The 14,379-nt window shown below is 46.5% G+C and carries 10 protein-coding genes; 6 read left to right on the top strand and 4 right to left on the bottom strand.

All coding sequences use genetic code 11. The annotated features are described in order from the left end of the window. Positions 1-30 precede the first annotated feature (30 nt). Together R7E47_RS19460 and tldD are read left to right on the top strand one after the other, a co-directional pair. Positions 31-852 carry a carbon-nitrogen hydrolase family protein gene (locus tag R7E47_RS19460; RefSeq protein WP_005388437.1) on the top strand — a complete coding sequence of 274 codons (822 nt, stop codon included), beginning with the start codon at positions 31-33 and terminating at the stop codon, positions 850-852. Between the two features lie 11 nt (positions 853-863). Continuing rightward, complete coding sequence (gene tldD, locus R7E47_RS19455; protein WP_005381134.1) at positions 864-2,309, top strand: metalloprotease TldD; 1,446 nt, start codon at positions 864-866, stop codon at positions 2,307-2,309. A 66-nt stretch (positions 2,310-2,375) separates the two neighbouring features. On the opposite strand, the gene R7E47_RS19450 is transcribed toward tldD, so the two are convergent. Beyond that, positions 2,376-3,752: a PhoH family protein gene (locus R7E47_RS19450; protein WP_005381133.1), complete on the bottom strand. Its 1,377-nt coding sequence runs from the start codon at positions 3,750-3,752 to the stop codon at positions 2,376-2,378. Positions 3,753-4,313: 561 nt separating this feature from the next. On the opposite strand from R7E47_RS19450, the gene rapA reads away from it, so the two are divergent. After that, positions 4,314-7,223, top strand: coding sequence for an RNA polymerase-associated protein RapA (rapA, locus tag R7E47_RS19445; protein WP_318084990.1), 2,910 nt, complete (start codon positions 4,314-4,316; stop codon positions 7,221-7,223). Positions 7,224-7,331: 108 nt separating this feature from the next. On the opposite strand, the gene R7E47_RS19440 is transcribed toward rapA, so the two are convergent. Further along, on the bottom strand, positions 7,332-8,597 hold the full coding sequence (locus R7E47_RS19440; protein WP_054575321.1) for an NRAMP family divalent metal transporter: 1,266 nt from the start codon (positions 8,595-8,597) through the stop codon (positions 7,332-7,334). Positions 8,598-8,939: 342 nt separating this feature from the next. Between R7E47_RS19440 and R7E47_RS19435 the strand changes: the two genes are divergently transcribed. Together R7E47_RS19435 and R7E47_RS19430 are read left to right on the top strand one after the other, a co-directional pair. Then, entirely contained in the window at positions 8,940-9,692 is a 753-nt protein-coding gene (locus R7E47_RS19435) for a pseudouridine synthase (protein WP_258483184.1), read from the top strand. A 103-nt stretch (positions 9,693-9,795) separates the two neighbouring features. Next, on the top strand, positions 9,796-10,758 hold the full coding sequence (locus R7E47_RS19430; RefSeq protein ID WP_054577140.1) for a D-2-hydroxyacid dehydrogenase: 963 nt from the start codon (positions 9,796-9,798) through the stop codon (positions 10,756-10,758). An 89-nt stretch (positions 10,759-10,847) separates the two neighbouring features. Here the strand turns inward: R7E47_RS19430 and yjgA are convergent, their stop codons facing one another. Next, complete coding sequence (gene yjgA / locus R7E47_RS19425) at positions 10,848-11,375, bottom strand: ribosome biogenesis factor YjgA (RefSeq protein ID WP_005381124.1); 528 nt, start codon at positions 11,373-11,375, stop codon at positions 10,848-10,850. A gap of 110 nt (positions 11,376-11,485) precedes the next feature. On the opposite strand from yjgA, the gene pmbA reads away from it, so the two are divergent. Next, positions 11,486-12,829, top strand: coding sequence for a metalloprotease PmbA (pmbA, locus tag R7E47_RS19420; RefSeq protein WP_042523482.1), 1,344 nt, complete (start codon positions 11,486-11,488; stop codon positions 12,827-12,829). A gap of 64 nt (positions 12,830-12,893) precedes the next feature. Here the strand turns inward: pmbA and mgtE are convergent, their stop codons facing one another. Beyond that, positions 12,894-14,252: a magnesium transporter gene (gene mgtE / locus R7E47_RS19415; RefSeq protein WP_005381121.1), complete on the bottom strand. Its 1,359-nt coding sequence runs from the start codon at positions 14,250-14,252 to the stop codon at positions 12,894-12,896. Between the last annotated feature and the right edge of the window lie 127 nt (positions 14,253-14,379).

Below are 14,379 nucleotides of genomic sequence, written 5' to 3'. Positions count from 1 at the left end.
ACCGAATATAATGGAATAGGGAGGAAACACATGGAGCGTGTTGGCATTATTCAAATGACTTCGGGTCCGGATATTAACGCGAATTTGGACTTCATTGAAAAACAGTGTGCTTTAGCGAGCAAGCAAGGTGCCAAACTTGTTCTTACTCCTGAAAATACAGTGCTATTTTCCAGTCGCGAAGCTTATCATCAACATGCAGAGCCACTTGGCAGTGGCATGATTCAACAGCGGCTCTGTGAAATCGCTAGAAAGAACCAGTTAACGCTAATTGTCGGAAGCATGCCCATTCAAACCGCAAAAGGTGTCACCACCACAACACTTGTATTGCCGCCGCACGGTAAATGCATTGCTCACTATGACAAACTGCATATGTTTGATGTCGACGTAGCCGATGGTTATGGTAGTTATCGTGAGTCGGATACGTTTATGGCGGGTAATCAAATAGTCGTTGCGGAAACTGATATCGGCAGTGTTGGATTGAGTATTTGTTATGATTTACGTTTCCCAGAACTTTATAAAGTATTGCGTCAAGAAGGGGCGGATATCATTGTGGTGCCCGCTGCGTTTACCGCTGTGACGGGGCAAGCTCACTGGGAAGTATTATTGCGAGCTAGAGCGATTGAGACACAATGTTGGATTTTGGCAAGCGGACAAACTGGAACGCATCCATGTGGACGAAAAACATGGGGACACTCAATGGTCGTTGACCCTTGGGGACGTATCCATAAACAGCTTCAGGATGAAGTAGGTTTATTGGTGACTGAGATAGATTTGTCACAAAGCCAACAAGTAAGGCAGAATATGCCGCTGACTCAACACAGTCGCTTTCAAAATGAATTGAGACGGAAATAAAAGAGCTAACTATGAGCACAAACCAAATAGAACAGGCACTCCTTGCCCCAAATGGTCTGACAGAACAAGACATTGCTGACACGCTTGCCAGCATTGCGACGCGCCAGATCGATTATGCGGACATTTACTTTCAGTCCAGCTGGCATGAGTCTCTGGTTCTAGAAGACAGCATCATCAAAGATGGCTCTTTTAACATTGATTGTGGTGTTGGTGTCCGTGCAGTAACTGGCGAGAAAACCGGCTTTGCCTACTCTGATCAAATCCAGCCTGAAGGCCTGAAGCAGAGTGCAATGGCGGCGCGCGGTATTGCTCAGCAAGGGCAGAATGGTAAAGTCCAAGCGTTTAAACGCACCGAAAACCAAGCGTACTACGCCGCTGTGAATCCACTAGCTGAATGGGAAAAGCAGCAAAAAACAGAATTGCTCAAATCTCTAGATGCTTACATTCGCACTAAAGAACCATTGATTAAAGAGGTCTCGATCAGCATCAGCGGTGTGCATGAGCAGATGCTTGTTGCGGCAACAGACGGTACTTATGCAGGCGATATTCGTCCTTTGGTGCGTTTGTCTATTAGCGTGCTCGCACAAAAAGGTGAACGACGTGAACGCGGTAGCGCTGGTGGCGGCGGCCGTTTCGGTTACGATTTCTTTTTAACGGAAAGCAATGGTGTGAAACAAGCTTTTCATTACGCAGACGAAGCGATTCGCATGGCGTTAATCAACCTTGAAGCAGAAGCAGCACCAGCTGGCATGATGCCAGTGGTATTGGGTTCTGGCTGGCCTGGCGTGTTGCTACACGAAGCGGTAGGTCATGGCCTAGAAGGTGATTTTAACCGGAAGGAATCTTCGGTTTTCTCTGGCAAAATGGGTCAACAAGTGACGTCTTCGCTGTGTACCATCGTCGATGATGGCACGTTAAAAGACCTTCGTGGTTCACTGAATGTGGATGATGAAGGGGTAAACGGCCAGTACAACACGCTTATCGAAAATGGTGTGCTGAAAGGTTACATGCAAGACAAGCTAAACGCGCGGTTAATGGGTGTGAACCCAACAGGTAACGGTCGTCGTGAGTCTTATGCACATTTACCAATGCCGCGTATGACCAACACCTACATGCTACCAGGTGAACATACGCCAGAAGAAATAATCTCGACGGTCGAGAAAGGGTTGTATGCGCCAAACTTTGGTGGCGGTCAGGTGGACATTACTTCGGGTAAGTTTGTGTTCTCTGCATCCGAAGCATACTTGATTGAAAACGGTAAAATTACGCGCCCTGTTAAAGGTGCGACGTTGATTGGATCAGGTATCGAAGCAATGCAGCAAGTCTCTATGGTCGGTAACGACCTAAGTATCGACAAGGGCGTTGGCGTATGTGGTAAAGCAGGTCAAAGTGTGCCAGTTGGGGTTGGTCAGCCGACCTTGAAACTGGACTCACTGACAGTAGGTGGCACTGAGTAACTCAGTTGAATCGTTATAAAAAGAGCGCTCATTAGAGCGCTCTTTTGCTTTGTGAGTCGGTGTCAATTACAGGTTTTCTTCAGCAAATTCCGCCAAGCGGCTACGAACCACGCCGTTGAGGTGAATATTCGCGCTGCCTTCAAAGTTCTTGAAGCGTTCAACCATGTAGGTCAAACCAGAGGTCACTGGGGTGAGGTAATGGGAGTCAATCTGCGCCAAGTTACCGGAGCAGACGATTTTGGTTCCTTCACCACAGCGGGTAATGATGGTTTTGATTTGTGATGCAGTGAGGTTTTGACACTCATCAAGCAGTACAAACGCATTTTGAATTGAACGGCCACGCATAAAGTTGATCGATTTAAATTGAATGTTGGCTTTATCGCAGATGTACTTCAATGAGCCTTCAGTGCAGTGATCGTGTTTATGTAGCGCTTCCAAGGTATCGGTCACCGCCGCTAACCACGGCATCATTTTCTCCTCTTCGGAGCCGGGTAAGAAGCCGATGGATTCACCGATATCTGGCGTGTTACGTGTTACGATAATTTTATCGAACATGCTTTTTTCAATGGTTTGCTCCAATGCTGCTGCCATTGCCAGTAATGTCTTACCACTACCCGCCGCACCCGTTAGAATCACCAAGTCAATTTCTGGATCGAGTAAGGCATCTAACGCCATTCCCTGGTAGATATTTTTAGGTGTGATGTCCCAAGCCTTACGATGCATTAGACGTTCGCGGCTCAGGTCGAGAAGCGTTAGCTTGTCTTCATTGATGGTTTCTACGCGACCAGCAAAGTCACTGTCTTCATCAATAACGTATTGGTTGATAAAGGTTGGGTCGAAGGGTTCGCGACTGAGTTTGTGGTAAGTTTTTCCGCCCAGTGCATAGCTTTCTACTTCCTCAATACCGCTCCAGAAATCACCTTCACGCAATTGAAAGCCTTTGGTTAGGTATTGAATGTCGTCAATCAGTTGGTCGGTTCTATAGTCCTCAACAAAGCGTACACCAGCCCCTTTGGCTCGCAGACGCATGTTGATGTCTTTCGTGATCAGTACCACTTCACGTGGTGCACGTTTATTTTGCAGATAAAGCACCGCGTTGAGAATACGGTTGTCACCGGCTTTGTCGGCGAAGGCTTTGACGGTTTCCTGCAGTTCAAAATCCGCCAAAATGGAAATAGTACCTTGGTCGGGGTTGTCTTTAGAAACAGGAATGCCTTCAGAGATTTCATCTGGCGTTGCTTCTTTAAACAAATCTTCCAAGGTGCGAATAGCCACGCGCGCATCTCTTGCAACGTCGCGCTTGCTGTCTTTGATTCGGTCGAGTTCTTCCAACACGGTCATGGGGATAACGACATCGTGTTCTTGGAAAGAGAAGATGGCAAAGGGTTCATGAAGAAGAATGTTGGTATCGAGTACAAACAGTTTCCGATCGGTATCGCCCATAGCGTCTCCTTGCCGTAGTACGGCTCTGCATGCGAGTTGTTAGGTCGTTTCCAAATAGGTGTGAAGTGACCTAACTCTGATTGCTTGCAATAGAGGTTGTCGGGCTGATGTCGGCTAGTGTGCAACCGAGTAGCAAGACAACTTACTGCAAACCCGTGTTGATCCTAATCGTGTACTAACGCGCTTAAATCATATGCAATGGTTTTAAACGCCCCTCATTAGAAGTATACGTAATATTTACGTTCTACAACTTAATAATTGGCATGAGTATTTTACAATTTGATTGCATTTAGAGTTTGGGAAAAAAAGTTTCTGCTTGGTGCGGTTTCGGCGTGACCTAAATCACAGCTTCAAGTAAGATTAGCGACCTTTTTCTGCGTATAGGCTACGTCCGATTTATCATGTTGAGCTGGCTTAAAAAATACTCAGTTCATACTGAAATGACGAATGCTATCGGCATAGCAGAAGCCAGAATCAGATCTAAACTATTATCCATGCCCACGGGCATGAGTAGACCAACAAGAAACACGAATCAAGAACTAATAACGAGGTAGTCAATTCATGACATTTGCTTTGGGGCAGCGCTGGATTAGCGATACGGAAAGCGATTTAGGTTTAGGTACCGTTGTAGCAATGGATGCTCGTACTGTGACATTGATGTTTGCAGCGTCAGAGGAAAACCGAGTTTACGCACGTAACGATGCACCTGTTACCCGAGTCACCTTTAATGTTGGGGATGTCATCGATTGCCAAGAAGGTTGGTCTCTAAAAGTAGAAGAAGTACTGGAAGATGAAGGTCTTTACACCTATTTCGGTACTCGTGAAGACACGCAAGAAACCGCTGTTGTTCTGCGTGAGATTTTCCTTAGCAACCAAATTCGTTTTAACAAACCTCAAGATAAGTTGTACGCCGGTCAAATCGACCGTATGGACAACTTTGTTCTGCGTTACCGTGCGCTAACCAACCAGTTTGAGCAGCATAAGAGCCCAATGCGTGGCCTATGTGGTATGCGTGCAGGTTTGATCCCTCATCAGCTTTACATCGCGCACGAAGTTGGCCGTCGTCACGCGCCACGCGTCTTGTTGGCGGATGAGGTAGGTTTGGGTAAAACCATCGAAGCGGGCATGATCATCCACCAACAAGTTCTGTCTGGTCGTGCCGAACGCATTTTGATTGTGGTGCCTGAAACACTGCAGCATCAATGGCTGGTTGAGATGATGCGTCGTTTCAATCTGCATTTCTCTATCTTTGACGAAGAGCGCTGTATCGAAGCGTTTGCGGATGCAGAAAACCCATTTGATACTCAGCAATATGTGCTGTGTTCTTTGGATTTCCTACGCAAGAGCCGCAAGCGTTTTGAACAAGCACTGGAAGGTGAATGGGACCTACTGGTTGTTGATGAAGCGCATCACCTTGAATGGAGCCAAGATAAACCGAGCCGTGAATACCAAGTGGTAGAAGGCTTGGCTGAACGTACTCCAGGTGTGTTGCTACTGACTGCAACGCCAGAGCAGCTTGGTCGTGAGAGTCACTTTGCTCGTCTGCGTTTGTTGGATCCAGACCGCTTCTATGATTACGAAGCATTCGTTGAGGAAGAAGAGCAATACGCGCCCGTAGCTGATGCGATTACTTCACTCTTTTCCGGTGAAAAGCTACCTAATGAAGCAAAAAACCAGATCACTGAGTTATTGTCTGAACAAGACGTAGAACCACTTTTCCGCATTATCGAAAGTGAAGCGGACGAAGAAGCTAAAGCGTCGGCACGCCAAGAGCTGATCGATAACTTGATGGATCGCCATGGTACAGGGCGTGTTCTGTTCCGTAACACGCGCGCGGCCATCAAAGGCTTCCCTACGCGTAACGTGCATCTGATGCCAATGGATATTCCACCGCAATACACTACATCAATGCGTGTTGCTGGGATGATTGGCGGTAAGATGAGTTCTGAAGCACGTGCGATGAAGAACCTTTACCCGGAAGAAATTTTCCAAGAATTTGAAGGCGATGACGCGAGCTGGTGGCAGTTTGACTCGCGTGTGAATTGGTTGCTTGAAAAAGTAAAAGAGAAGCGCAGCGAGAAAATCCTCGTGATTGCTTCTCGTGCGAGTACCGCGCTGCAATTGGAGCAAGCACTGCGTGAGCGTGAAGGTATCCGCGCCACTGTTTTCCACGAAGGTATGTCGATTCTTGAACGTGATAAAGCGGCGGCTTACTTTGCGCAAGAAGAAGGTGGAGCACAAGTTCTTATCTGTAGCGAAATCGGCTCTGAAGGTCGTAACTTCCAGTTTGCCAACCAACTTGTCATGTTCGACTTGCCATTTAACCCAGACTTGCTTGAGCAACGTATTGGTCGTTTGGACCGTATCGGTCAAAATCGCGATATCGACATTCATGTTCCTTACCTGAAAGGCACATCGCAAGCGATCCTAGCACGTTGGTTCGATGAAGGCCTGAACGCTTTTTCGGAAACCTGCCCAACAGGCCGTGCTGTTTACGATAAGTACTCCGATGATCTGATTGAAATTCTTGCCTCTGGTGATACCAGCACGCTAGATGAGATCATTGAAGCGTCAGCAAAAATGAATAAAGAGCTGAAATCCCAATTGGAGCAAGGCCGTGATCGCCTATTAGAAATGCATTCGAATGGCGGAGAAAAAGCACAACAAATCGTTGAGAAAATTGAATCAACTGACGGCGATACCAATCTGGTCACCTTCGCACTTTATCTTTTTGACACGATTGGCTTGAATCAAGACGATAAAGGTGAAAACGCCCTGATTGTGACCCCATCTGAGCACATGATGGTGCCAAGCTACCCAGGTCTGCCATACGAAGGAGCGACGATCACGTTTGATCGTGATACAGCGTTATCTCGTGAAGATATGCACTTTATCAGTTGGGAACACCCAATGATCCAGGGTGGTATCGATCTTCTTATGAGTGAAGGGGTGGGGACGTCTGCGGTATCTCTATTGAAAAACAAAGCGTTACCAGTCGGGACTATTCTTCTTGAGTTGATTTACGCGGTAGATGCGCAAGCGCCAAAACGCAGTGGTATCGCGCGCTTCTTACCGAAAACGCCAATCCGTTTAATGATGGACTCGCGTGGTAATGATTTGTCTGCTCAAGTGGAGTTTGAAAGCTTTAACCGCCAGCTCAGCCCTGTAAACCGTCACTTAGGTAGCAAGTTGGTTACGTCGGTACAGAAAGACGTACACCGCTTAATTGAAGCTGGTGATGTTCTTATTGAAGAGAAGGTCGAAGAAGTACGCAAACAAGCTCATCAAGATATGCAGCACAGTTTGAATGCAGAGCTTGAGCGTTTGCAAGCACTGAAAGCGGTGAACCCAAATATTCGTGACGAAGAAATTGAAGCTATCGACGCACAAATTAAAGAGCTCACTGGTTACATCAACCAAGCTCAGGTTCAGCTCGACTCGCTGCGTTTGATTGTGGTGAGCCATAACTAAGTAAGTATTTATTGCTCATTAAAAAAGGTCTTCAGTTGAAGACCTTTTTCTTTATTTACGGTTTAGTTTCTTTAAGCGGAATGCATTAATCACTGATAGCTATCTCATTTACATCAACCACTTCCACCAGATAAATACAGCCAAGAAGCCAAACAAGTAAATCAGGCCTGCAATCGACAACCACTTTAGTTTAGGTCCAACAGCCAAAGGCTCAGGTAACTCAGTTTTGCTCACTAATGTGTAATTTAGCAGAGCAAAGAATGGCGTGGTCATAAAGGCGAGGATCATCGCAAAGTTCAGCATAGGCAATAACGCAGAAGCCCAGAAAACCACAATACCCAATGCAAGTAAGGAGACTACCAGCATGATCGCTGAAGTGGTTTTAGGGTTAGTGTCTGGTTGCGAGCGCAGTAGGCGTTGAGAATCCGAAATAACGCGCGAATAGCCATCAATAACGGTAATCGTGCTGCCAAAGATACAGAAAAACGCAATTACCGCGATCAAGTAACGAGACCATTCGCCAATCGTTGCCGCATATAAGCCAACCAATTGGTGGGAGAAGCCAACACCAGAGCTTTCAAGCGCAACGCCAGATCCATAAAGCATCAAAGAGCCTAGCGATACAAAGATAATGGCAAGAAACGCCGTGCCAATATAACCGACATTAAAGTCAAATAGAGCAGAGCGGTATGTTACTTCTTGCTGGCTTGATTGGCGTTTTAGCCACGCTGAGGTTAAACAGGAGATCTCAATCGGTGCAGGCATCCACCCCATTGTCACGACGATAAAACCAATAGCCGCAATAGACCAAGGTGATGGCGGCTCGAAGTTGGCTACTTGCTCAACAGGGTTTCCAACGGCGATAGAAACAGCGAGTAAAGTCGCGATGGTTAACACCGACATGATCACCTTAGATAGCGTATCGAGCGCTTTGTAATGGCCAGCAAATAATATAATCAGGCAGGTGACAATCACAATGATGCTGAGTGATGCCATTGATAGTGAAAACGGAATGAAGTAGCCCAGCAAGCTAGCGCTAAACATCAACAAAGCGGCGGTATTGATGACGGCCGATACCACGCTCAGAAATAGAAATAGCCATAGATAAGGCCGACCTAATTTCGCGTAGCCCTCAACCAAGGTGAGCCCTGTCCCCATGGTGTACTGTACGCCCGCTCGGAAAAAAGGGTATTTAAACAGGTTTACGAGCAGAATCAGTGCAGCCAATTGCCAACCATAAATCGCACCAGCCTTGGTTGATGCCACGAGGTGAGAGCCACCGACCGCAGCAGATGCCATTAATATGCCGGGGCCTAGCGAACGAAAAAATAAGGAAAGTTTGGATTGGGGTTTATCTATAACGGCGGAGTCCATTGCTTATTGTCCTTTTTATCTTATGTATCTTTCTAAAGAGATACATACCGCAGTACATGACAAGCTGAGCGATCGCCCTATACTGCGCAACGGTAATGTCTTTTAAATGCTGTGTTTTGATGTATTTATTTTAAGTATTCTTTGCGAATATCATGCTGTGTGCATCTAGCACTCTATTCAGTTATGCGTCTTGTTGTCAAACTAAATTTACAACGTGCTATTTTTAGTTTTTATGCTAAAGGATTGACTTTGTTTTATTGGGTTGAACTTTTCTTCAGAATCCTGCATCTGGGTGCTATTTGGGTATATAATCGCGGCGTTTTTATTTTGTAGAGATCTCCCATGGCAATGCTTGAATATACCCCTCCCACCGACCCTTGGGTTGATATCGTTTTTGAGGATGACGACATTCTGGCAGTGAATAAGCCATCAGGGCTGCTGTCTGTCCCTGGTCGCCTTGCAGAGCATTACGACAGCATGTGGAGCCGCCTCAAAGAGTTGCATCCAGAAATTCAAGTTGTGCATCGCTTGGATATGTCGACATCAGGGTTGATGTTGCTGGCGAAAAACAAACCCGCGGAGCGAGCATTAAAAAAGCAGTTCCAATATCGCCTCACTCACAAGGTGTATTACGCACGTGTTTGGGGGCATGTTGAGTCGCAAGAAGGGAATATTGATCTTCCATTAAATTGTGATTGGCCAAATCGTCCACGACAAAAAGTATGTTTTGACGACGGCAAACCATCTCAAACTTTATTCCAAGTAGTGAAGCGTGAAGTGCACCCTGATGGCACCCATACAACCGTTGTGCGACTACTGCCCATTACTGGTCGATCGCATCAGTTACGCGTGCATTTGATGGAGATTGGTCATGCGATTGTGGGTGATGAGTTTTATGCAAGCGAAGAGGCGTATCAGTTTTCAGAACGTTTAGAGTTGCACGCTGCGGAGCTAAGTTTTTATCATCCAGCTACGGATCAGCTGAGCAGTATTTTTGTACCCTGTGACTTTTATTCTGAAGCCGAGGCGATGATCTTTAACTATTTTTCGCCAGAGCGTACATTGCCTGATTATAAAACGTTGCCACACCCTTAATGCCAATTGCACTCAACAGCGGTTCTTTCTAGTTCGCTATTTTTGGCTATTTCGTTACTGTGGTTGATGTATCCTGTCTTTCAGCCGTGAACAAGGAGTTGTTATGTCTTTGCCAAGCATCGTATTTTTAGACCGAGCGACCATCCCAGAACATATTGAGGTCCCACGACCTGGCTTTCCGCACCACTGGCGTGAGTACGACCTAACTGCGCCTGAGCAGGTAATAGAAAGGTTAGCAGATGCCGATATCGTGATTAGCAATAAAGTCCTGCTTGACCAACATGTATTAGAGCAACTACCAAAATTACGGATGATCGCGGTTGCCGCAACTGGTTTTAACAACGTCGATGTGAACTACTGTGCTAATCATGATATTGCGGTTGCTAATGTACGTGGTTACGCGACGCGTTCGGTGCCCGAGCACGTGATGGCAATGTTATTCGCTTTAAGACGGAATTTATTTGGGTACCACCAAGATATTGCCGCAGGTGAGTGGCAGCGTAACCAGCAGTTTTGTTTTTTTACTCACCCAATCGGGGATATTGGTGGTAGCACGTTAGGTGTTGTTGGTAGTGGGGCACTAGGGCAAGCGACGGCGAATCTGGCTCAAGCGTTAGGAATGACCGTGTTGTTTTCTGAGCGTAAAGGGGCGGCAGAATGTAGACCAGGTTATGTGTCGTTTGAGGAAGTATTAAAACGCTCCGATGCGCTGACTTTGCATTGCCCGCTCAACGATCATACTCAGAATTTAATTGGTCAAGCAGAGTTGAAACAAATGAAGTCCAACGCCATTTTGATTAATACAGGGCGTGGAGGTTTGGTGGATGAGAGCGCACTGGTGGATGCCTTAAAACAGCAAGAAATTGCAGCGGCTGGTTTTGATGTTTTTACACAAGAACCGGCTGATGAGAGCAATCCGCTGATTGCCAATATGAGTTTACCTAATTTGTTACTGACACCGCATGTTGCATGGGGCAGCGACTCATCTATCCAACGTTTAGCGGAAATCTTGATTGAGAACATTAACGCTTTCGAGCGCGGAGACCGCGTTAATCGCTTAGTGTAACGCTGACTGTAAAACCAAAGATAAAAAAAGCAGACATTGACGTCTGCTTTTTGCGTTTAAATCGAATGCTCATTGCGTGAGCCCTCGAATTAAAACTCTTCTTCGTTTAGACCTTTAAGGATCTGAAAGATTTCGCGGTACGCTTTTGCTGGTTTCCCAGCTTTTTTCTCTTTCGCTGCTTGGCGAGCAAGTTGGCGTAGACGCTGACGATCCGCTTCTGGGTACATTTCCATTACGTCATCAATGGCTTTGTCACCTTCTTCCACTACGCGATCACGCAACGCTTCAAGTTTGTGGAATACCGCCGTTAATTGAGAGTGCTTATTACGAATTTTATCCAGTGCGGCTTGGATTGGCTCTGGATCTTCGTAACGCATCAATTTACCGATACGTTGTAATTGGCGACGACGCGCTTCATTTTTAAAGCGTTGCGCGTCAGCAATTGCTTCTCGCAAATCTTCGCTCAATGGAAACTTTTCTAGAACTGAAGGTTTGAGGCCGACAAGCTCCTCACCTAGCTTTTGCAGTTCTTCCATGTCTCGCTTCATCTCGGATTTACTTACCCAGATGATCTCTTCTTCTGGTTCCCATGGCGCTTTTTGATTCTTACGTGCCATTTCAGTTGCCTGTGTTTTGATTAATATTATGACTATTTTAACAAGAATCATGGGGAGAAAGCGAAATTCTTGTTATCCTATTGTTCATCAAAGACAAGATGTGAAAGACAATGGATATTAAACAGCAGGTTGCTGAGCAACGTACCGAGCTAGAGCAAGCCGTCGCAAGAGCCTTAAAGCTTGCATCGGCAAAATCTGACGCCGCCGAAGTCGCAATTACTAAAAGCACTGGTTTAAGTGTTTCAACTCGTATGGGTGAAGTAGAAAATGTCGAGTTCAACAGCGATGGTGCGCTGGGCATTACCGTTTACCGAGGTCAACGCAAAGGCAGTGCTTCCACGTCTGATTTAAGTGAAGCGGCAATCGAGCAAACCGTTATAGCGGCGCTAGATATTGCACATTACACATCTGAAGACCCATTTGCAGGCCCTGCAGCAAAAGAATACATGGTGCAAGAGATCCCGGAGCTTGATCTTTTCCACCCTGACGCACCCGATCCAGACTATGCTGCCGATGTGGCGATTGCCGCTGAGAAAGAAGCGCTAAGTTATGACAGAGCAATCAAGCAAAGTGATGGCGCGAGTTATGATAGTCATTACGGCGTGAAAGTGTATGGCAATAGCCATGGCTTATTAGCTAGTTATGCGTCTAGCCGCCATAGTACTAGCTGTTGTGTAATTGGCGTTGGTCAAAACGGCGAGATGGAACGTGATTACAGCTACACCGTGGCACGTCATCGTGATGACTTATGGACCCCAGAAACGGTGGGTCGTAAGGCGGCAGAGAATACGGTTAACCGCTTAGATGCGCAGCGTCTAAAAACAGGTCAATACCCAATCATGTTTGCGGCTGATGTTGCGACAGGCTTGATTGGCCATCTCGTTATGGCGATCAGCGGTGGTAACCTGTACCGAAAATCTTCTTTCTTACTTGACCATCTAGGCAAACAAGTGCTTCCGGAATGGTTCAATATCTCAGAACGTCCGCATGTATTGCGTGGTTTGGCATCAAGTCCATTCGATAGTGAAGGTGTGTACACTCAAGACCGTGAGATCATTACCGACGGTGTGCTAGCAACTTATCTGTTAACCAGTTATGCCGCACGTAAAATGAAGATGACGCCGACAGGTCACGCTGGTGGGATTCATAACTGGTACGTGAAGTCGACAGGCCAAAACTTCGAACAAATGCTTAAAGAGCTCGGTACTGGTCTTCTAGTGACAGAAGTCATGGGACAAGGTGTGAACGTGGTAACGGGTGATTACTCTCGCGGTGCCGCAGGCTTCTGGGTTGAGAACGGCGAGATCCAATACCCAGTATCAGAAATTACCATCGCAGGTAATCTAAAAGACATGTTCACCAAGATTGTAGCGGTTGGTAGTGATATTGAAACGCGCTCACAAATCCAAACGGGCTCTATCCTACTGGATACCATGAAAGTGGCGGGTGAATAAGCTTTTCTAGCAATTCAGAATCAAAAAAGCCTGATGTGTTCATCAGGCTTTTTCGTTTTTGCTGTTAGGTAATCAGTATTGTGGCAAGCCCTAAGAAGACAGATAAACCAATCACATCCGTCACTGTTGTTAATGCCATACCACCAGCTAAAGCGGGATCGATGTTCATTTTTTTCAATAGGATTGGAATCGTTACTCCGGCAATACCTGCGACCAATAAGTTGGTCAGCATGGCGGCGGAAATGATTCCTCCGAGCATCCAGTTACCTTTCCAAGCAACAACAATACCACCAATAATTAGCGCCCACATGATGCCGTTAAGTAAGCCGATCGAGGCTTCTTTCATTAACAGTTCGCGTTTGTTTGAGTCTCCGATATGACCAAGAGCAAGACCACGAATCACTAGTGCGACGGTTTGGTTACCAGCGACACCACCCATGGACGGAACAATCGTCATCAATACCGCAATGGCGGCCATTTGGTCTAATGTGGCCTCAAACATGTTAGAAACGGAAGCAGCAGCAAGGGCGGCTAATACGTTAGCGCCAAGCCAGATACTGCGTTTGCGAGCTGATTTTACAACAGGCGCGAAAGTATCTTCGTCATCGTCCATACCCGCCATACTCATCATCGAGTGTTCCGCGTCTTCACGAATAACGTCAACCACGTCATCGATGGTGATACGACCGACCAAATGCAAGTTTTCATCAACAACAGGTGCAGATACCCAATTACGGCGTTCGAACAGACTCGCAACATCTGAGTCGCTAGTATCGACGGTGATGGCCTCGTCCGCGTCTTCCATTACATCAATGATTTTTACGTCTGGCTGAGTGGTAATAAGCGTCGTGATCGGCAGTTCACCGATGAGCTTACTCTCTTCATCGATCACATACAGGGCATCCGTAGCTTCTGGAAGCTCGCCTTTCATACGTAGATAACGCAAAACTACGTCCACATCTACGTCACCACGAATTGTGATGACGTCGGTGTTCATCAGTCCACCCGCGGTGTCTTCTGGGTAGGATAGGGCGGTTTCGACCCGTAGGCGGTCAGATGAGTCCATTTGCGACAGGACTTCGCGTGACAGGTTGTCAGGCAAGCTACGCAGTACGTAAGCCACGTCATCGGTATCCATGCCTTCTGTCGCTTCTGCAAGCGCTTCTGGTGCCATTTTGGATACGAGGCTGTCTTTGACGTCTTCGTTCAGCTCGTCAAGGATTTCACCATAATCTTCAGGGTCGGTGAGTTGCCAAAGAACTTCACGGCTCTTACGTGGGGAGGCTTCTAAAAGGTGAGCGATATCCTCAGGTTCCATGTCCTGTAATTGACGACGAACATGGACGAAGCGGCCATTTTCTAGCGCTTCTGTGACTTCTTGGAGGGCTTGGTGAGCTTGGTCGAATTCAATTTGCTCTGCCATTCATTCCTCCCAATTCCTGATATTTACAATGCGTTGAATAATAACTTAATTCTAGGCGCCTTTTAATAACAACTTATGATACTAAGCAAATTTATTTATTAGGTCAGGGAAGAGAAAGATAATGGGA

The sequence above is a fragment of the Vibrio sp. Vb1026 genome (genome assembly GCF_033338745.1).
GTDB lineage: Bacteria > Pseudomonadota > Gammaproteobacteria > Enterobacterales > Vibrionaceae > Vibrio > Vibrio alginolyticus.
Note: the sequence above shows the minus strand (reverse complement) of the source record. Positions and strands in the feature narration are given on the sequence as shown.

Excerpts from the sequence above, each read along its gene's own strand:
- R7E47_RS19460 (WP_005388437.1), top strand. The coding sequence starts at position 31 with ATGGAGCGTGTTGGCATTATTCAAATGACTTCGGGTCCGGATATTAAC.
- tldD (WP_005381134.1), top strand. The coding sequence starts at position 864 with ATGAGCACAAACCAAATAGAACAGGCACTCCTTGCCCCAAATGGTCTG.
- R7E47_RS19450 (WP_005381133.1), bottom strand. The coding sequence starts at position 3,752 with ATGGGCGATACCGATCGGAAACTGTTTGTACTCGATACCAACATTCTT.
- rapA (WP_318084990.1), top strand. The coding sequence starts at position 4,314 with ATGACATTTGCTTTGGGGCAGCGCTGGATTAGCGATACGGAAAGCGAT.
- R7E47_RS19440 (WP_054575321.1), bottom strand. The coding sequence starts at position 8,597 with ATGGACTCCGCCGTTATAGATAAACCCCAATCCAAACTTTCCTTATTT.
- R7E47_RS19435 (WP_258483184.1), top strand. The coding sequence starts at position 8,940 with ATGGCAATGCTTGAATATACCCCTCCCACCGACCCTTGGGTTGATATC.
- R7E47_RS19430 (WP_054577140.1), top strand. The coding sequence starts at position 9,796 with ATGTCTTTGCCAAGCATCGTATTTTTAGACCGAGCGACCATCCCAGAA.
- yjgA (WP_005381124.1), bottom strand. The coding sequence starts at position 11,375 with ATGGCACGTAAGAATCAAAAAGCGCCATGGGAACCAGAAGAAGAGATC.
- pmbA (WP_042523482.1), top strand. The coding sequence starts at position 11,486 with ATGGATATTAAACAGCAGGTTGCTGAGCAACGTACCGAGCTAGAGCAA.
- mgtE (WP_005381121.1), bottom strand. The coding sequence starts at position 14,252 with ATGGCAGAGCAAATTGAATTCGACCAAGCTCACCAAGCCCTCCAAGAA.